The organism is Limosilactobacillus panis, from assembly GCF_019797825.1.
Classification (GTDB): Bacteria; Bacillota; Bacilli; order Lactobacillales; family Lactobacillaceae; genus Limosilactobacillus; species Limosilactobacillus panis_A.
In genome coordinates, this window is sequence record NZ_CP081855.1 from 883,989 (window position 1) to 901,583 (window position 17,595).

The 17,595-nt window shown below is 45.2% G+C and carries 17 protein-coding genes and 1 pseudogene; 17 read left to right on the forward strand and 1 reads right to left on the reverse strand.

Features of this window, described 5'->3' with window-relative positions:
• Positions 1-48 precede the first annotated feature (48 nt).
• The 9 genes from KZE55_RS04235 to holA all read left to right on the forward strand — a co-directional run bounded on the left by KZE55_RS04235 (position 49) and on the right by holA (position 8,187).
• Positions 49-1,269 carry an FtsW/RodA/SpoVE family cell cycle protein gene (locus tag KZE55_RS04235; protein ID WP_396442466.1) on the forward strand — a complete coding sequence of 407 codons (1,221 nt, stop codon included), beginning with the start codon at positions 49-51 and terminating at the stop codon, positions 1,267-1,269.
• On the forward strand, positions 1,269-1,553 hold the full coding sequence (locus KZE55_RS04240) for a YlbG family protein (protein WP_222259529.1): 285 nt from the start codon (positions 1,269-1,271) through the stop codon (positions 1,551-1,553). The genes KZE55_RS04235 and KZE55_RS04240 overlap by 1 nt, the downstream gene beginning before the upstream one ends.
• A complete protein-coding gene (gene rsmD / locus KZE55_RS04245; RefSeq protein WP_222259531.1) occupies positions 1,550-2,113 on the forward strand; it encodes a 16S rRNA (guanine(966)-N(2))-methyltransferase RsmD in 564 nt (187 codons plus the stop codon). Before KZE55_RS04240 ends, rsmD begins: the two co-directional genes overlap by 4 nt.
• A 4-nt stretch (positions 2,114-2,117) precedes the next feature.
• A complete protein-coding gene (coaD, locus tag KZE55_RS04250; protein ID WP_222259533.1) occupies positions 2,118-2,639 on the forward strand; it encodes a pantetheine-phosphate adenylyltransferase in 522 nt (173 codons plus the stop codon).
• Entirely contained in the window at positions 2,623-3,672 is a 1,050-nt protein-coding gene (locus KZE55_RS04255) for a SepM family pheromone-processing serine protease (RefSeq protein ID WP_222259535.1), read from the forward strand. Before coaD ends, KZE55_RS04255 begins: the two co-directional genes overlap by 17 nt.
• A gap of 81 nt (positions 3,673-3,753) precedes the next feature.
• Positions 3,754-4,377, forward strand: a complete 624-nt coding sequence (locus KZE55_RS04260) for a helix-hairpin-helix domain-containing protein (RefSeq protein ID WP_222259537.1) — start codon at positions 3,754-3,756, stop codon at positions 4,375-4,377.
• Between the two features lie 58 nt (positions 4,378-4,435).
• Entirely contained in the window at positions 4,436-4,927 is a 492-nt protein-coding gene (locus KZE55_RS04265; protein ID WP_222259538.1) for a ComE operon protein 2, read from the forward strand.
• Between the two features lie 27 nt (positions 4,928-4,954).
• Positions 4,955-7,198 (forward strand): DNA internalization-related competence protein ComEC/Rec2, encoded by a 2,244-nt coding sequence (locus KZE55_RS04270; RefSeq protein ID WP_222259540.1) that lies wholly within the window; start codon positions 4,955-4,957, stop codon positions 7,196-7,198.
• On the forward strand, positions 7,168-8,187 hold the full coding sequence (holA, locus tag KZE55_RS04275) for a DNA polymerase III subunit delta (protein WP_222259542.1): 1,020 nt from the start codon (positions 7,168-7,170) through the stop codon (positions 8,185-8,187). Before KZE55_RS04270 ends, holA begins: the two co-directional genes overlap by 31 nt.
• A 110-nt stretch (positions 8,188-8,297) precedes the next feature.
• Here holA and rpsT read toward each other — a convergent pair whose 3' ends face one another.
• Positions 8,298-8,552: a 30S ribosomal protein S20 gene (rpsT, locus tag KZE55_RS04280; protein WP_222259544.1), complete on the reverse strand. Its 255-nt coding sequence runs from the start codon at positions 8,550-8,552 to the stop codon at positions 8,298-8,300.
• A gap of 252 nt (positions 8,553-8,804) precedes the next feature.
• Here rpsT and rpsO point away from each other — a divergent pair, with 252 nt between their 5' ends.
• The 8 genes and pseudogenes from rpsO (at position 8,805) to KZE55_RS04320 (ending at position 17,352) form a co-directional block, all read left to right on the forward strand.
• The gene (gene rpsO / locus KZE55_RS04285; protein ID WP_003711721.1) at positions 8,805-9,074 is read left to right on the forward strand and encodes a 30S ribosomal protein S15; all 270 of its coding nucleotides are present in this window, start codon (positions 8,805-8,807) and stop codon (positions 9,072-9,074) included.
• Between the two features lie 172 nt (positions 9,075-9,246).
• A pseudogene (locus KZE55_RS04290) lies at positions 9,247-11,047 on the forward strand (ribonuclease J).
• Positions 11,048-11,196: 149 nt separating this feature from the next.
• Positions 11,197-12,105: a hypothetical protein gene (locus tag KZE55_RS04295; protein WP_222259546.1), complete on the forward strand. Its 909-nt coding sequence runs from the start codon at positions 11,197-11,199 to the stop codon at positions 12,103-12,105.
• Between the two features lie 180 nt (positions 12,106-12,285).
• Positions 12,286-13,476, forward strand: coding sequence for an elongation factor Tu (gene tuf / locus KZE55_RS04300; protein ID WP_222259548.1), 1,191 nt, complete (start codon positions 12,286-12,288; stop codon positions 13,474-13,476).
• Positions 13,477-13,663: 187 nt separating this feature from the next.
• A complete protein-coding gene (gene tig / locus KZE55_RS04305) occupies positions 13,664-14,977 on the forward strand; it encodes a trigger factor (RefSeq protein ID WP_222259550.1) in 1,314 nt (437 codons plus the stop codon).
• 205 nt (positions 14,978-15,182) lie between these two features.
• The gene (clpX, locus tag KZE55_RS04310; RefSeq protein WP_222259552.1) at positions 15,183-16,433 is read left to right on the forward strand and encodes an ATP-dependent Clp protease ATP-binding subunit ClpX; all 1,251 of its coding nucleotides are present in this window, start codon (positions 15,183-15,185) and stop codon (positions 16,431-16,433) included.
• Between the two features lie 20 nt (positions 16,434-16,453).
• Positions 16,454-17,050 carry a ribosome biogenesis GTP-binding protein YihA/YsxC gene (gene yihA / locus KZE55_RS04315; protein ID WP_222259554.1) on the forward strand — a complete coding sequence of 199 codons (597 nt, stop codon included), beginning with the start codon at positions 16,454-16,456 and terminating at the stop codon, positions 17,048-17,050.
• Entirely contained in the window at positions 17,047-17,352 is a 306-nt protein-coding gene (locus KZE55_RS04320) for a nucleoside triphosphate pyrophosphohydrolase family protein (protein ID WP_222259556.1), read from the forward strand. The genes yihA and KZE55_RS04320 overlap by 4 nt, the downstream gene beginning before the upstream one ends.
• Positions 17,353-17,595: the final 243 nt, after the last annotated feature.

The following is a 17,595-nucleotide window of genomic DNA, read 5'->3' on the forward strand; positions in this document are numbered from 1 at the left end:
ATAATTAAATCTGTATTTTATTGGTTAGGTAGGTGGCAGTTAATTAAAATGAGAAAATTACGACTCCGGCGGCTTCCACTGAAAAGCGCATGGCATGACATGCGCTACTGGGATTACTACTTACTTATTCCGTTCCTAGTACTTTGCTTGGCCGGAATAATCATGGTTTATTCTTCCAGTGCGGGTATTGAGATGCAAAATGGGGGGAGTCCACAAGGCTACTTAATAAAACAATCAGTCTACGCTATATTGGGGATGACTTGTGTTTTCTTCTTCGCTAACCTGTCGATGAAACGATTACGAACACGTCGCTTTCTGCGCGATTCGACCTTTATAATGCTTTTCTTGCTGCTATTTGTCTTGGTCGTCGGTCGGGCAGTTAACGGGGCCAAGGGGTGGATCTCCTTAGGACCAATTAATATTCAGCCAGCAGAATTTTGTAAGCTGTACTTAATTTTATACCTCGCCGACCGCATGGCTCGGGCGCGACAGAGTGGGTCCCACTTTTTAGACTCGGGTGCTGCCGCTGGTCCCTTATTGTTTGCGGGCGTGTTTTTGGTACTAATCCTCGTCCAGCCCGATACCGGGGGCTTTGCGATCAACTTTGCAATTATTGCGGTGATGCTGCTTGCCTGTGACTTCCGCTGGGGTTTCGGTATCGGCCTCATCGTTGGTGTGCCAACTGTATGCTACTTTCTTTTGGAAAAGGCGATTGAATCGGGACTCTTTCACGGTGGTTACCGAGCTCAACGATTCATTGCCTTTATGAACCCCTTTGGTAATGCCAGTGGCTCGGGGAGCCAACTAGTTAATTCCTATTATGCCATTAGTAATGGGGGAATTTTTGGTGTAGGCCTTGGTAACAGTATTCAAAAGATGGGATATCTTCCCGAGCCGAATACCGACTTCATCATGTCAATCGTGAGTGAGGAGTTAGGACTGGTCGGGGTAACGGTTATTCTGGGTCTTCTGCTATGCCTGATTTGTCGAATTATCCTGGTCGGTGTGCGGAGTGATTCCCTTTACCAAACATTGATTTGTTACGGAACAACGACATTCATGATCATTGAAACAGCCTTTAACATTGGTGGTGTCTTGGGCCTTCTCCCAATCACCGGGGTTACTTTTCCCTTCATCAGTTACGGGGGATCTAGTATGTTAGTGTTATCCAGCGCAGTGGGGATCATCATGAACATCAGTATCCAACAAAATAAGGGTCGCCTCCAAATGGGAAGGCCGTTTGTGGCGAATGAAAGGGGTAATTATTAATGTTCAAATTAACCGCACGGCGCGCTCTAATTATTTACATTAATGGTAGCCGTGTTATTCGGACTCTCCGCCACTATGGAATGGTTCGTTATGTCTCGCGTCGAATGCACTACGTTGTCCTGTACGTCGATCAAGACCAAATAACAGCTGTCACTGACAGGCTAAAGAAGCTGCGGGCAGTCCGTAGAATTGAGCAGTCCTATCGGCCAGACCTTGACCCAACCCTTACCGATCTAGAAATGACGGGAATATATAAAATACATGATGAGGATGATAAAGAATGAGAGTAGTTGCAGGAGAATTTGGTGGTCGCCGGCTTAGTGCGGTCCCGGGGATGGCGACCCGGCCGACTACTGACAAAGTCAAGGAAGCCCTGTTTAACGTTATTGGCCCCTACTTTGATGGTGGACAGAGCTTGGACTTGTTTGGCGGGAGTGGAGGCCTGAGCATCGAGGCAGTTTCCCGGGGGATCGATATGGCGGTACTGGTTGACCGTCAATACCAAGCTGTTAAAACGATTAAAAAGAACATTGCGACCACTAGGCACACGGCCCAGTTCAAAGTCTACAAGATGGACGCTCACAAGGCTCTTAAGCTCTTAGGTAAAAAAGGGCAGGTTTTTAACCTGGTCTTTCTTGATCCCCCATACGCCAAGCAGCAAATCGTTAAGGATATGTCGCTGATGGTGGAAAATGACTTATTGGCAGAGGGAGCAGTTATTGTTGCCGAGACAAATCAGGAAGCCAAGTTGCCTGACCAGGACTGGGATCATTTTAAGTTCTGCAAACGGCAGTCCTATGGGATCACCGTCTTAACAATTTACCAATACGAAAAGGAGCAGTAGGAATATGAAAATTGCATTATTTCCGGGAACCTTTGACCCCCTGACGCTGGGCCACTTGGACCTCATTAGGCGAGGGAGCGCTCTATTTGACCAACTCGCGGTGGCGGTAATGACCAACGAGAGTAAGAAACCACTATTTACCGTTGATGAACGTGTCACCCAAGTGAAAGAAGCGGTTAGCGGGCTCGCTAATGTATCCGTCATCACTGCTCAGGGATTGACAGTTGACCTAATGAATAAAATTGGGGCAGATTACTTGATGCGGGGACTACGAAACACCGAAGACTTTCGCTATGAACGTGATATTTCAGCGATGAATAACTACCTTGATGACCAGTGTGAAACGGTCTTCTTCTTGGCAAAGCCGGAATACCAGCACCTGTCGAGTAGTTTACTGAAGGAAGTTACCGCGGCTGGCGGTGATATTTCAGCCTACCTCCCTGCCAATATTAATACAGCATTGAAAAAACGTCTTGAAGAACGCCAACTGATGCAGGTGAAGGAAAACAATGAAAAGACAAGATAAAAAGGTCCTACGGTGGATTGGCGTTGTCTTGGTTGCCGTTCTCTTCGTTGCGTGGTCGCTTCTGTGGCCACTCAACTCCTACATTGAGGCGCCCGGCAACGCCAGTAATCTCCGCTCGTTTGTAAAAATTAAGGGACATCCGGACCCGGGGAAAGGAAGCTTTATGATCACTTCAGTTGCCCTCCAGCAAGCGCGACCAGCAACCTACCTCATGGCAAAAATGGTCCCTTATTTATCGATTGAGAGTGCCGATGACGTCACGGGCGGACAAAATAACGCAACCTTTGACCGGGTGCAGAGGTTTTATATGGAGAGCTCAATAAATGAAGCCATTGCGGTTGCCTATAAGGCCGCTCACTATCCGGTAAGTAGGAAGTACCTAGGAATTTACGTTTTGCAGGTTCAACCATCTTCAAAGTTTAAAAAGGTTATTCACGTTGGTGACACGATTACCAAGGTAAATGGCCGGCATTTCAACACGGCCCAGGGCTACCAAAAGTACATTGGTCGGCAAAAAGTGGGTAGTCCGTTGAAGGTGACTTTCAAACGGGACGGGGAAGAACATACTGCAACGAGGAAACTCGTCCGGTTAACCAGAAAGCGGGCCGGAATTGGAATCATGTTGACCAATAATATGAAGGTTCACACGAAACCGGCTGTCAAGGTTAATCCGGGACAACTGGGTGGGCCCTCTGGTGGACTGATGTTTACTTTGCAGATTTATCAGCAGATTAGTGGTCAAGACCTGCAACGGGGGCGTAAGATTGCTGGTACCGGGACAATTGACTCTGCTGGTCAGGTCGGCGAAATTGGCGGAATCGATAAAAAGGTTATCGCTGCACACCGTGCCGGGGCAACGACCTTTTTTGCACCATATGTTAAGCCTTCTAAGTTACTCTTAAAGTATGAGGAGGGTCATCAGACGAATTACCAGATGGCTAAGAAGACGGCCAAAAAATACGCACCAAACATGAAAGTTATTCCGGTGACCAGCTTTAAGCAGGCGGTTAACTACCTGGAAAGTCACCGTTAACGATTTTAAAAAGAAACGGAAAATTAAGTTTTTTCGTTTCTTTTTTGTTTATTACCGTATTTATTAGGGGGAGGGGATGAAATGGAAAGAATAAAAGAACTATGGATGAACTACCGCAGTCAGCTAATTGGTGGAGCAATTGTTGTTCTCCTCTTCCTCTTTTTTGTTAGCCGTTCGGTAACTAGTCGCGAAGCAAGTACTGATCAAAAATTCACAACGCCTGCTAGTACGTCATCAATAAGCACTAGTTCGCTGCACACCGGTCGTGTTTGCGTTGATGTAAAAGGTGCGGTCAAGCGTCCCGGCGTCTATCGCTTGGCCGGGGGTGCACGGGTCGATGAAGCGCTCCGTGCCGCTGGCGGACCATTGCCCACGGCGGACATGCGCCAGGTTAATTTGGCAAAGGAACTTGCTGACCAACAAGCAATTTATGTGCCAACCCAGGGTGAGAAGGTACCAGCAGAATTGGCGGCAGAAAGTAGCACCGCCGCCAGCGGAAGTAACGATAACAAGCCAATCGTCAATCTTAATTCAGCTAGTAAGGAGCAGCTTTGTCAAATTTCGGGGATCGGTGATAAGAAAGCGGATTTGATTTTGGAGTACCGCCAACAGCATGGCCAATTTAAGAGTGTTGATGAGTTGAACCAAGTCTCGGGATTTGGTGAGAAAACCGTTGCTAAAATAAAAGATCAATTATCTGTCTAATTTTTTTGGCTAATGAACATTTTTTGCTATACTAAACTTAAATTAAGGGAGTGATAAAGTGAAAAAACGGATTGACTGGGATCAGTATTTTATGATCCAAGCGGCTTTACTCGCCTCACGAAGCACCTGCACACGGCTTTCGGTGGGGGCAGTACTTGTTCGTGATAAAAGAATCATTGCTGGTGGTTATAATGGGTCTGTTTCCGGTGATGACCACTGCATTGACAAAGGGTGTTACCTCCGCGCGGGGCACTGTGTTCGGACGATTCATGCCGAGATGAATGCCTTACTTCAATGTGCTAAGTTTGGCATGTCAATGGATGGTGCCAGCCTGTACGTCACTGATTTTCCCTGCTTGCAATGTACGAAGAGCCTCCTCCAGGCGGGTATTAAGGAGATTAACTACATTCGTAACTACCACAACGATGATTATGCGATGAAGTTAATAAAGATGAAGAATGTCAAATTACGCCAAATTAAATTAGACACCAATATTCTTGATGAAGTACACCTGGACCAGTACATCGATCCGGGTACTGGAGAAAAGTAAATCCGTCATTACTGGGTTTTCCCGGCAATGTTGGCGGGAACTTTAGCAACGGCAATTGCGGCAGAAAATAAGTGGCTTCTTCTGATAACTGGTTATCTTTTCTGGCGTATTTTTAAATTACGTAAACGACGGGTTCTTGTGATAAGCACTCTGGTCGCTCTTGGACTAGTCCTTTTAACGGGATACTTTAACTACTGGGTTGGTACCCATACACTTCATGATGTGCAAACAGGAACCTGGCGGATAGTCGTCTATCCAGACGAGGTTAGGCATAATGGGAGTTTAGTCTTTTTAACGGCTCGCTATCCTGACACGCAGCAAAAGGATGCCGCAATGGTTCGGGCACGGACGCCAGAAGAGTTATCTCGTTTTACTGGTTCAAAACTACCAACGGTTTGGCAGGTAGCGGGTGACCGGCAACCCATTATTCCAGCGACCAATGATAACCAATTTGATCCCCAGCGCTACTATAATCAGCGACGAATTTGCAATGAACTTCGTATCAAAGAGGTTAAAACGATTCAACCGTTGCGCCGGAATAACGTTGCAGTTACCTGCCACGTCATCCGTCGGCAACTAATTACGTTTTTTAACCGGATGCCCGGACCACTCGCCAGTTATTGTCAACAGTTGGTAATTGGCGAGCAAACCCAGGACAATGGGGAGTTGATGGAAAATGCAAAACGGCTGGGAATTATTCACCTTTTCTGTATCTCTGGAATGCACGTTGTCCTATTGGTTACGTTGGTGCGAATGGCCGCAACTTACTTGTGGCTCGACCTGGAAATGGTTAACCGGTGTTTATTATTTTTCTTACCAGCTTATTTAATAATTGGTGGAGGCTCAGTCAGCCTTATTCGGGCGGTAATTATGATGGAGCTTATTCTTGGCCACCGAATGCTAAAAATCGACTCCTTGGACGGGTGGGCAATCAGTCTTCTTATTGGTATGGCTTGGAACCCCTATTTACTGTTAGACCTGGGTGGGCAACTGACATATTTATTATCATTAGTTCTTCACGTGATTAATCCCCGGGTAAGTAGTTTTAAGCGGTGTTGGTGGCTTAGTCTCGTGAGCTTACCGTCGATATTAGCGAATGTCTATGAGGTACACTGGTTAAGCTTTTTTGCAAGTTTCGTTATGATCCCATTCTTTTCTGTCGTTATTTTTCCGCTGGTGGTGGTCAGCGCAGTTACCTATGGCTGCTTCCCCCTGATTGGACAGTTTACTAACGAGGTACTGATCATTTTTCAGCAATTTTTAAGTACTGTTGGACACTTTCCGGGGATGATCCCTTTTGGGAAACCATCGCTAGTCTGGGCCCTTATCCTTTTTATTTTGACACTCTGGCTTCTTGAACGACCATCGTTCAAGAAATATGGGTGCTTACTTGTCGCCTACACGGTATGCTTCATGACAATTCATCTTCCGCTCACGGGGGAAGTTACCTTTGTTGATATTGGTCAAGGTGATAGTATCTTAGTTCGGACCCCCTTTAATCGGCGGGTGATGCTGATTGATACCGGGGGAAAATTGAATTTTAAAGAGCCGCAATGGGCACGAATGAAGACGCGTAGTGATGGTGCTAAAAGGGCAACAATCAGTTATTTGAAAAGTAAGGGAATTACAACCATTGACACGATTTACCTTAGCCATCATGATGCGGATCATATTGGCTATTTGCCGACTTTCCTAAAAGAAATGGGGGTGCGTAAGATCGCTGTTCCAGCGGGAATGGAAGGGCAGACACAGCTAATTAAACGGTTGAATGATGGTCACTTCACGGGACAGCTTCGGGGAGTTACTGACCATGACCAAGTGGACCCAGAGCTGAAAATACTTCACCCCTTTAATCGGGGAGCGGGTAAGAATGAGGACTCAATGGTCTTAACCGGTAACTTTGGTGGACAGTCATTTATTTTTACCGGCGATTTAGATCGTCAGGGTGAACAAGCTGTTTTACAACGCTATCCTGATTTGCGGATTGGCGTCCTTAAATTAGGGCACCATGGGAGTCGGACCGCTAGTGCCCCTCAGTTCTTAGATGCCCTGCGTCCCCAAATTGGGATCATTTCCGCTGGTCGGTTCAACCGATATCACCACCCCAATGACGATGTTGTTGAAGAATTAAAGTGCAGAAGTATAAGACCACTTTCCACCCAGCAGTATGGGATGATAAAATACAATTATCGCGGCCAAAGTGGAAAGTGGCAGACTAAATTAAGGGGAGACGAGCTAAAATGGACGTTGCCGAACTCACTAAGCAATTAAAAACGAAAACACCGGCGATGGTGTACCTGGTATTAGGAACCCAACAAGTTCTCTTAGATGAAGCGGTCCGGCAGTTCATTAAGCTGGTTCCACCTGAACAACGGGTCATGAATGTTGGCCGCTACGACATGGAAACAACTCCAATCGCAACGGCGCTTGATGATGCAATGGCGGCGCCCTTCTTTGGGAAGCGGCGCCTAGTGTTAGTCAATAAACCTTTCTTTTTAACTAACGAAAGGGGAAAGGGGAAAATTGACCATGATATTCCCGGCCTTTTAGCGTACCTTCAACATCCTGAGCCGTCGACAACGTTAGTGTTTCTGGCACCATATGAGAAACTCGATGGACGAAAGAAAATTGTAAAGGAACTGAAAAAAAGTGCGGTAGTGGTTGACGCTGCGCCATTAGATGAACGAAAGGCACGACAGCAAATCGTCCGCGAGTTAAAAGCGGCGGGGTTCAGCATCGGCCAGGCGGCAATGGATGAGCTTGTCCAACGGACCAATGCGGACTACGGACTAATGAAAGCAAATGTGGAAAAATTAAAGATCCTTGCTTACCAAGAGAAGCATATTGATTCGGCGATGGTACAGAATTTAGTGCCACAGTCCCTTGATGAAAACGTGTTTGACCTGGTTACGGCGGTATTAAGGCACGACCAACCACGGTCTTTAAGTCTCTACCAGCAGCTGCTGGCGGGACAACAGCAACCGTTGCAAATAAATGCCGTGCTGGTAAGCCAATTCCGCCTGCTGATTCAGCTTAAGGTTCTTGCTCATCGGGGCCTGAGTCAGGGGAGTATGGCGAGTCAACTAAATGTTCACCCATACCGGGTAAAATTGGGCCTAAGAACTGTTCGACAGTTTTCGATGACGGCATTAGAGAATGCCTATCTTGGCTTAATTAATATTGAGCGATCATTAAAGACTACCCAACGCGATCCCGAGCTTCTCTTCCAACTTTTTATGTTAAAGTATAGTCAACGCTAATCAGAATTTAAGGTATAGAAAAAAGGCCAGCAGAAACCTGTTGGCCTTTTGGTGTATGTTGAAGAAAGAAAAAAGGCAACTTCACACAAGTTGCCTTAACAAAAAACTCACTACTTGTTGTAACGAGCAGAGAGACGGGACTTATCCCGAGCTGCTTTATTAGCCTTGATAAGACCCTTTGAGTGGGCACGGTCAATTGCTGAAATAGCGTCCCTGTATAATTGATCAAGGTCACCTTCGCCAGCAAGTTTGGCCTTGTCGAACTTCTTGATAGCGGTCCGCATGTGGCTTAGTTGGGAAGCGTTACGTGCTTCGGCCTTTTCACTAGTCTTAACACGTTCGATCGCTGATTTAATAATTGGCATGAGATTCACCTCCGATAACCGGTATTCAGTTGACCAGAATTTTCAACATTTGTCATTATACAAAAGACTGGGCCTTATTGCAATAGTTTACCGGTAATAGCACGGCAATTGACGAAAAAAGTTGCAAACATCGGGTAAATGACGTATAGTATTAAAGACGTTTAGTGTCCTGCCTCTTCTCAGTTTGACGATCCTCACCGACGTCGTACTTAGAACTAGGCATATATAATTTTGAAAGGTGGGAAATTGATCATGGCTCTTTCTAAAGAACGTAAGGATCAAATCATTAAGCAATTTGCAACACACGAAGGCGATACTGGTTCTACCCAAGTTCAAGTAGCAGTACTAACCGCTGATATTAACGAACTGAACGAACACCTTCGCACTCACAAGCACGATTACCACTCACAACGTGGTCTGATGAAGAAGATTGGTCACCGTCGTAACCTCTTGGCTTACTTGCGGCGGACTGACCTTCCTGCTTACCGTGAGTTGATTAAGGAATTGGGATTACGTCGGTAATTTCAGTTTTAAGGGTGCCCCATTTATGGGGTGCTTTTTTAGTTTAAATTGCTTTGGTTCCCATAGTTAACATTGAATGTGGTAAGATATTAATAGTTATTTAGGATCGAAATAAATTCTCGTTGCCAATTAAGCAGTGAGACACAATTAAATAAAGGAGCCATATTAGTTAATGAGTAGAATTAAAATTATCCCATTTGGTGGGGTACGTGAAAATGGTAAGAATATGTATGCTGTTGAAGTTAATGACCAAATCTTCATTTTAGATACTGGCTTGAAGTACCCGGAAAATGAACTGATGGGGATTGATGTCGTGATCCCTGATTGGGAATATCTTCGTAAGCATAAAGATAAGATTGTGGGGGCGTTTCTGACCCATGGTCACGCCGATTCAATCGGTGCTTTACCATACTTCTTAATGGACTTTAATGTTCCTGTATTTGGGAGCGAGATGACAATTGCCTTGGCTAAGCTTGCCGTTAAAAAGCATAAAGAAGTTAAAAATTTTAGCGACTTTCACGTTGTTGATGAAGCAACAGCAATTGACTTTGATGATGTTACCGTTTCGTTCTTCCAGACAACTCATACGATTCCCGAAACCCTTGGAATTGTTGTGGGTACTGATGAAGGCAACATTGTTTATACCGGTGACTTCAAGTTTGATCAAACGGCTACAAAGGGCTATCAAACCGACTTGGCCCGGCTGGCGGAAGTGGGTTCCCAGGGTGTCCTTGCGCTCCTAAGTGATTCAGCAGGCGCAGGGATTACCGGTGCCTCAACCCGGGAGAAAGATATTGGTGAATATATCAAAGAGACTTTTAAATACCAGGATGGTCGAATTATCGTTGCCAGTGTCGCTTCTAATATCTTGCGGGTTCAGCAAATTATTAACTCTGCCGTAGCGGTTAATCGGAAGCTAGTTTTGTCCGGAAGTGACATTGAGCAGATTATTGACACGGCGATGAACTTAGGCAAGCTGAAGCTACCTAAGGACCTGTTAATCAGTATGAAGGAGGCCGACCAGCTTGAGCCGAACCAAGTAGTAATTTTGGAAACGGGGAAGATGGGTGAACCAATTAAGTCCCTGCAACAGATTGCCAATGGTGATAATCCTAAGATCAAGCTGAGCGATAGTGACCTGGTCTTCGTGACGACAACCCCATCTTATGCTCAGGAAACGGAAGTTCAAAAGACTAAGGACATGATTTACCGGACCGGGGCTGAGGTAAAGTTTATTTCGGATGACCTTAACCCGTCCGGCCACGCTAACCAAAATGATCAACAGTTGATGTTAAACTTCATGAAGCCGCAGTACTTTATCCCCATCCAGGGAGAATACCGCTTGCTTGACCGGCATGCCCAACTAGCTGAAGAAGTCGGTGTTCCTGCCGACCACATCTTCATTACTAATAAGGGGGATGTCCTCGATTACAAGAACGGTGAATTCCACGTGGGTGAACACATTGATGTGGGTAACACCATGATTGATGGTACCGGTATCGGCGATATTGGTAATATTGTTCTCCGTGATCGGCGGGTTCTTTCTGAAGACGGGATTTTCGTGGTTGTGGCCACTATTGATCGAAAGAAGAAGAAAATCGTTGCCCGGCCACAGATTACTTCCCGCGGATTTGTCTTTGTAAAGACTAACCGGCAATTGATGAAGCAAAGTGCCGACTTGGTTGAAAAAGTTGTTCAAGATAATTTGGACAAGAAGGAGTTTGACTGGGGACACCTTAAACAAGATGTTCGTGAGAAACTCAACCGCTTCTTATTTGATCAGACCAAACGACACCCGGTGATTCTGCCGGTAATCATGGAAATCAACCAGCATGCCAAGAAAAAGGCTAAAAAAACACCTGAAAATAAGGGGAAGAAAGAAAAAGCTGGCCACAAAGAAAAAACAACACCGCGGTCGGGGTCGTGGGCGCAAACATCAGGCGGCAAATGAAAATAAGAACCACCCAAAGTAGTAGTGAATAAACACTTAAATATATGTTGGAGACTGAGAAGAACTTTCGCTTTTTCTCAGTCTTTCCTACTTTATTAGGGAAAGGTAAATACATTCATTTGTTGCCTTGAAGAAGAAAAAGTGCTCCTTTGAGGGACTAAGGAGGAAACAATGAATAAAGAACAAAGTGAGAAATATCAGAAGGCACTTCATTTGATGACGGAAGAAAAGTGGCTAGATGGCGCTACTATCCTAGAAGACCTGATTAATGAATTACCAAACGATGATGTAAGTCGCCACTTGGTCCGTGCCTTCTATGAAGCAAGACAGTACCAACGGGCATTTGTGTACTTTATTGAGCAGCCATTAGCTTTCACGGAGACGTTTAACGAAGCCCGTTTGGCGGTGCGTTTAATGTTGCACAACCAATCATATATGGCGGCTCGTCAATTCATTGTCGAATTGCCAACCACTTGGCAAAACACTTTACGAAGGGATGTTGAAGAAACGGAGATGGTTGCCGGCCAAAAGTATCGGGCAACGATTCACACACTTCTTCGTTCCTTTTATCACCTTGGTGATTGCTCCTTGAGTGAGCAGCAGGAGCGGCTTAGTGAAGCACAGCAGCTACCGCTCAACGACTACCTCATTGGTGCTCAGTTTCTCTTGCGTGACCCGTTTACCCATGAACTGATCAAGGCGTCGATAATTGATACCCTGCGCCAGGCGGCGGTCAATAAAGTAGTTACCTTACGGTGGATTGACAAACGGGATTACCAAATTAACCCCAGCCGGTTGCAAGCAATTGATGATCTTTTAACTGTCAAGGAACTCCGTCAGGAGCTTAACAGACGGCTGGGGAGTAAGAATCCTACCCAGTTTCAACTAGCAAGCCAAGAGCTACAGTTACAACTAATGATTCTTTACCCATTGATCGATGAGAAAATAACTTCACCAGCTGAATGGATTAACTACCTGATTGATACGATTTCCGGAAATGAGGAGGGCGAAAAGACCCCGCTAGCTCGGCTCCAAGACAGCTTGACAAAGATAATTGATGATTTAAGTGAAAAACATTAACAATATTATTTACAAATCGTTAGATAGTTGATATGATATTTAAGAATTCTTCTTCAAGCCTTTGATACAAAAGCTTTCAATTGGCGAAAAGAAGTAGTACAATACACATAAGGGTGTGTCAGTTATTTCGTAAAGAAACAGCTGGCATTATACTTGTAAATTATCAGGAGGTTTTCATTAATGGCTGAAAAAGAACATTATGAACGTACAAAGCCCCATGTAAACATTGGTACTATTGGCCACGTTGACCATGGGAAGACTACTTTAACTGCTGCTATCACTAAGGTACTGGCAGCTAAGGGTCTGGCAAAGGAAGAAGATTACGCTGATATCGATGCCGCTCCAGAAGAAAAGGAACGTGGTATCACTATCAACACTGCTCACGTTGAATACGAAACTGAAAAGCGTCACTACGCACACATCGATGCTCCAGGTCACGCCGACTACGTTAAGAACATGATCACTGGTGCTGCCCAAATGGATGGTGCTATCTTGGTTGTCGCTGCTACCGATGGTCCTATGCCACAAACCCGTGAACACATTCTTCTTGCTCGTCAGGTTGGTGTTAAGTACATCGTTGTATTCCTGAACAAGACCGACTTAGTTGACGATGATGAATTGGTTGACTTGGTTGAAATGGAAGTTCGGGACCTTCTTAACGAATACGATTTCCCTGGTGATGATATTCCGGTTGTTCGTGGTTCTGCCCTCAAGGCTCTTGAAGGTGACCCAGAACAAGAAAAGGTTATCCTTCACTTGATGGATGTTGTTGATGATTACATCCCAACTCCAAAGCGTCCTACTGACAAGCCATTCATGATGCCTGTCGAAGACGTCTTCACTATCACTGGTCGTGGTACTGTTGCTTCTGGTCGTATCGACCGTGGTACTGTTAAGATCGGTGACGAAGTTGAAATCGTTGGTCTGACTGAAGATGTTCTGAAGTCAACTGTTACTGGTTTGGAAATGTTCCACAAGACTCTTGACCTTGGTGAAGCTGGGGACAACGTTGGTATCCTTCTTCGTGGTATTTCTCACGATCAAGTACAACGTGGTCAAGTTCTGGCAGAACCAGGTTCGATCCAAACCCACAAGAACTTCAAGGGTGAAGTTTATGTTATGACCAAGGAAGAAGGGGGCCGTCACACTCCATTCTTCTCCAACTACCGTCCACAATTCTACTTCCACACTACTGATGTTACTGGTACGATTGAATTGCCAGATGGCGTTGAAATGGTTATGCCTGGTGATAACGTTACCTTCACTGTTAACCTTCAAAAGCCAGTTGCCCTTGAAAAGGGTCTGAAGTTCACCATCCGTGAAGGTGGACACACTGTTGGTGCCGGTGTGGTAGCCGAAGTCTTAGACTAATTTTTAGTCAGGCTAATTAAAGGGTCCGGTTTATCCGGATCTTTTTTCTTTTAAATTTTATGGGAAATCAGGGCCGGAAAACGCCCATTTAGTTGCAATTGTACCAGCCGTACGGTAAACTAATAAAGTATGTAAAGACCAACTTGATAGAGTAATGGTCAAATTGATTGTTATTGGAGGAAATAAAATGTCAGCGAAATGGGAACGCGATAGCGATGCCAGCAAGGGGACATTGACTTTTGAAATTGATGTCGATACTATTAACAAGGGAATTGACGAAGCATTTAATGAAACCCGGAAGAAGATTACGGTTCCTGGTTTCCGGAAGGGCCGTGTTCCTCGTCAAATCTTTAACCAAATGTACGGTGAAGAATCCTTGTACCAAGATGCTTTAAACAAGGTATTGCCTGCTGCCTACAGTGATGCTGTTAAAGAAACTGGAATCAAGCCGGTTGATCAACCAAAGATTGATATTAAGAGCATGGAAAAGGGTCAACCTTGGACTTTAACTGCTGAAGTGGCGGTTGAACCAGAAGTTAAGCTTGGCGATTACAAGGGGATGGAAGTACCTGAACAAGACACGACTGTTTCTGATGCTGATGTTGACTCTGAAATTGAGAAGAAGCGTCAACAACAAGCTGAATTGGTTCTTAAGGAAGATAAGCCAGCTGCTAAGGGCGACACCGTTGTTATCGACTACGAAGGAACTGTTGATGGCAAGAAATTTGACGGTGGTTCTGCCGATAACTACTCCCTTGAATTAGGTTCCGGTTCCTTTATCCCAGGATTCGAAGACCAATTGATTGGTCACAACACCGGTGACGATGTTGATGTTAAGGTCACCTTCCCAAAGGATTACCATGCAAAGAACTTAGCTGGTAAGGACGCAACCTTCAAGGTTAAGGTTCACGAAATCAAGGAAAAGCAACTGCCAGACTTGGACGACGACTTTGCCAAGGATGTTGACGAAGACGTGGATACTTTGGATGAACTAAAGGACAAGACCAGAAAGCAACTTCAAGAACAAAAGGACAACCAAGCTAAGGGCGCCATCGAAGACGCTGCTATTGAAAAGGCGGTTGCCAATGCCGAAATTGAAGACATCCCACAAGCAATGCTGGATGAAGATACCAATCGGCAAATGCAACAATACCTTGCCGGTATGCAACAACAGGGAATTAGCCCTAAGATGTACTTCCAAATCACTGGTACTAAGGAAGAAGACCTGAAGAAGCAATTCGCTAAGGATGCTGAACAACGGGTTAAGACTAACCTGGTTCTGGAAGCAATCGTTAATGATGCTAAGATTGAAGCCAGCGACGACGAAATTAAGGATGAAATCAAAGACTTGGCAAAGCAATACGGCATGGAAGAAGATGCTGTTGAAAAAGCATTGTCTAAGGACATGCTGAGTCATGATATCAAGATTAAGAAGGCCGTTGACTTGGTTGCGGACTCCGCAAAGCAAGTTAAGACAGATGATAAGAAGGCCGACAAGTAGGCCGACAAGTAGGGTAACTAACTGGTGGAGTAATATCCATTGGTAGATTATCAATACTTCTTGTAAAAGGGTTCCTAGTGTTCGAACTATCGAATGTTGGGAACCTTTTTATTTTTAAGCGGATTTCACAATAGCGAACAGAATATTCGAATTCGCGGTAAAATTTTGGTATGATGGTTTCATAAGTTTTAGAGGAGGTTTATAAATGTTTGAAGATACCAGTGATATGGATTCAATTCACTGCTCCTTCTGTGGTAAGTCACAGGATGAAGTTAAAAAAATTGTAGCTGGACCAGGCGTTTATATTTGTAACGAATGTGTTGACTTGTGCAAGCAAATCATCACGCAAGAATTAGCCGAAGATGGTGCTAAGAACACTTTTCGCGTCCCAACACCGGCAGAGATTGTTAAGGAACTTGACGACTACGTAATCGGCCAAAGTGATGCTAAGAAGACACTAGCGGTTGCCGTTTATAACCACTATAAGCGGGTTAATGCAATGGTCACCGGTGATAATAACGATACGGAACTACAAAAAAGTAATATTGCCGTGATTGGCCCAACTGGTTCGGGAAAAACCTACTTAGCCCAATCCCTGGCTCGGATCCTGAATGTTCCATTTGCTATTGCGGATGCGACAACCTTAACCGAAGCCGGATACGTTGGTGAGGACGTTGAAAATATCATCTTGAAGCTTCTCCAGGCGGCGGACTTTGATGTTGATCGTACCGAAAAGGGCATTATTTACATTGATGAAATTGATAAGATTGCTAAGAAAAGCGAAAACGTCTCAATTACCAGAGATGTTTCCGGTGAAGGGGTTCAGCAAGCCCTGCTAAAGATTCTTGAAGGAACGATCGCTAATGTTCCGCCTCAGGGTGGTCGGAAGCACCCCCAACAGGAATTTATCCAGGTTGATACGAGCAATATTCTCTTTATCGTTGGTGGAGCTTTTGACGGAATCGAAAACATTGTTAAGGAACGGGTCGGTGAAAAAACGATTGGTTTTGGGACCAGCTCCGCAGAGCGGGATAACATTACTGAAAAGAACATTTTGCAGCACGTTATTCCAGAGGACCTGTTAAAATTCGGCCTGATTCCGGAGTTTATTGGCCGCCTGCCGGTTATGACGGCATTACAAAAGCTTGATGAAGATGATCTCGTCCGGATTTTAACTGAACCTAAGAATGCACTGGTAAAGCAGTACCAAGAACTGATTCGCCTTGATGGCAGTGAATTAAGCTTTACGGAAGGTGCCCTTCGTGCAATGGCTAAACTGGCGATTGCACGGAATACCGGTGCCCGGGGACTACGATCAATCATTGAAGACGTGATGCAGGACGTTATGTTTGCCCTGCCAAGTCGTAGTGACGTGGCCAAAGTGGTGATTGACAAGCGTTGTGTTACGCACCACACTGAGCCCAAGTACATTATGAAAAACGAACAAGCCTCGTAAGTAAAGGAGGGCAACCAACGATGGAGGTTCACAATGTAGACTTGACGATCAGTGCGGTTCGACCGGCCCAGTATCCGCAGACCAATTACCCGGAGATTGCCCTGGTTGGTCGTTCCAATGTCGGCAAATCGTCACTGACGAACGTATTAATTAACCGGCGTAATTTTGCCCACACTTCCAGCCAGCCAGGTAAAACCCAGACACTGAATTTCTATAATGTTGAGGACCAGCTCTACTTTGTTGACGTTCCGGGCTACGGTTACGCAAAGGTTTCTAAAAAGGAGCGGGAGCGGTTTGGCCAAATGATTGAGGAATACTTGACCCAGCGGGAACAGTTACGGGGAACAATTCTTCTAGTTGATGGTCGGCACGCCCCAACTGATGATGATATCAGTATGTACCAGTGGCTCCAGTACTACAATGTCCCAACTCTGGTGGTGGCCACAAAAATTGATAAAGTCAAGGGCAACGCCTGGAACCGGCAGGAAAGCTTGGTTAAGAAGACATTAGGCTTAGATAAACAAACACCCTTGATTCTTTTTTCAGCGGTAAAGAAACATGGCCAAGTGGCCGTCTGGGAGTGGATAGAAAAGCAAACGGGGGTGAGCGAGAAGTGAACTTTAACGAATACCAAAATGCAGCCAAACGAACGCTTTATGGTAATGAGCAGGTCTTGACGAACTGTGCCCTTGGTTTAGCAGGTGAGTCAGGGCAAGTGGTGGATTTAGTTAAGAACTATGCCTTTCGGGGACAGAAGCTCGACCGCCAGGAGCTTATTCACGAGATGGGTGATGTTTTGTGGTACCTGTCACAAATTGCTGAGTGGGCCGATATCCCGTTTGACGAAGTGGCGAGCGAAAATATCGCTGAATTAAATAAGCGGTATCCTACTGGTTTCAAAAAGCAGGTTAACGAATAGAAGCAGGGAAGGCGCCGGTAAGAGCACACTCTTTTCAATGGCTGCATAACACCTGAGAACAGAAAAGATTGTTGTGACATAGGCCTCCTATATAGTTGAAAATGCTACAGCACAGTACACAAAAGGACTCTAGCGTTCGGAAAGGTCCGAACACTAGAGCCCTCTTTTTGCTTTCTAAAGACTTGCTTCGCGTCGAAAAACAAACTAACAAGCTAGTTTGGTCTCACCCTTTTGTTAAATATA

What these genes read in the sequence shown, in the direction of transcription:
- KZE55_RS04235 (WP_396442466.1), top strand. Translation starts at nt 49, where the DNA reads ATGAGAAAATTACGACTCCGGCGGCTTCCACTGAAAAGCGCATGGCAT.
- KZE55_RS04240 (WP_222259529.1), top strand. Translation starts at nt 1,269, where the DNA reads ATGTTCAAATTAACCGCACGGCGCGCTCTAATTATTTACATTAATGGT.
- rsmD (WP_222259531.1), top strand. Translation starts at nt 1,550, where the DNA reads ATGAGAGTAGTTGCAGGAGAATTTGGTGGTCGCCGGCTTAGTGCGGTC.
- coaD (WP_222259533.1), top strand. Translation starts at nt 2,118, where the DNA reads ATGAAAATTGCATTATTTCCGGGAACCTTTGACCCCCTGACGCTGGGC.
- KZE55_RS04255 (WP_222259535.1), top strand. Translation starts at nt 2,623, where the DNA reads ATGAAAAGACAAGATAAAAAGGTCCTACGGTGGATTGGCGTTGTCTTG.
- KZE55_RS04260 (WP_222259537.1), top strand. Translation starts at nt 3,754, where the DNA reads ATGGAAAGAATAAAAGAACTATGGATGAACTACCGCAGTCAGCTAATT.
- KZE55_RS04270 (WP_222259540.1), top strand. Translation starts at nt 4,955, where the DNA reads ATGTTGGCGGGAACTTTAGCAACGGCAATTGCGGCAGAAAATAAGTGG.
- holA (WP_222259542.1), top strand. Translation starts at nt 7,168, where the DNA reads ATGGACGTTGCCGAACTCACTAAGCAATTAAAAACGAAAACACCGGCG.
- rpsT (WP_222259544.1), bottom strand. Translation starts at nt 8,552, where the DNA reads ATGCCAATTATTAAATCAGCGATCGAACGTGTTAAGACTAGTGAAAAG.
- rpsO (WP_003711721.1), top strand. Translation starts at nt 8,805, where the DNA reads ATGGCTCTTTCTAAAGAACGTAAGGATCAAATCATTAAGCAATTTGCA.
- KZE55_RS04295 (WP_222259546.1), top strand. Translation starts at nt 11,197, where the DNA reads ATGAATAAAGAACAAAGTGAGAAATATCAGAAGGCACTTCATTTGATG.
- tuf (WP_222259548.1), top strand. Translation starts at nt 12,286, where the DNA reads ATGGCTGAAAAAGAACATTATGAACGTACAAAGCCCCATGTAAACATT.
- tig (WP_222259550.1), top strand. Translation starts at nt 13,664, where the DNA reads ATGTCAGCGAAATGGGAACGCGATAGCGATGCCAGCAAGGGGACATTG.
- clpX (WP_222259552.1), top strand. Translation starts at nt 15,183, where the DNA reads ATGTTTGAAGATACCAGTGATATGGATTCAATTCACTGCTCCTTCTGT.
- yihA (WP_222259554.1), top strand. Translation starts at nt 16,454, where the DNA reads ATGGAGGTTCACAATGTAGACTTGACGATCAGTGCGGTTCGACCGGCC.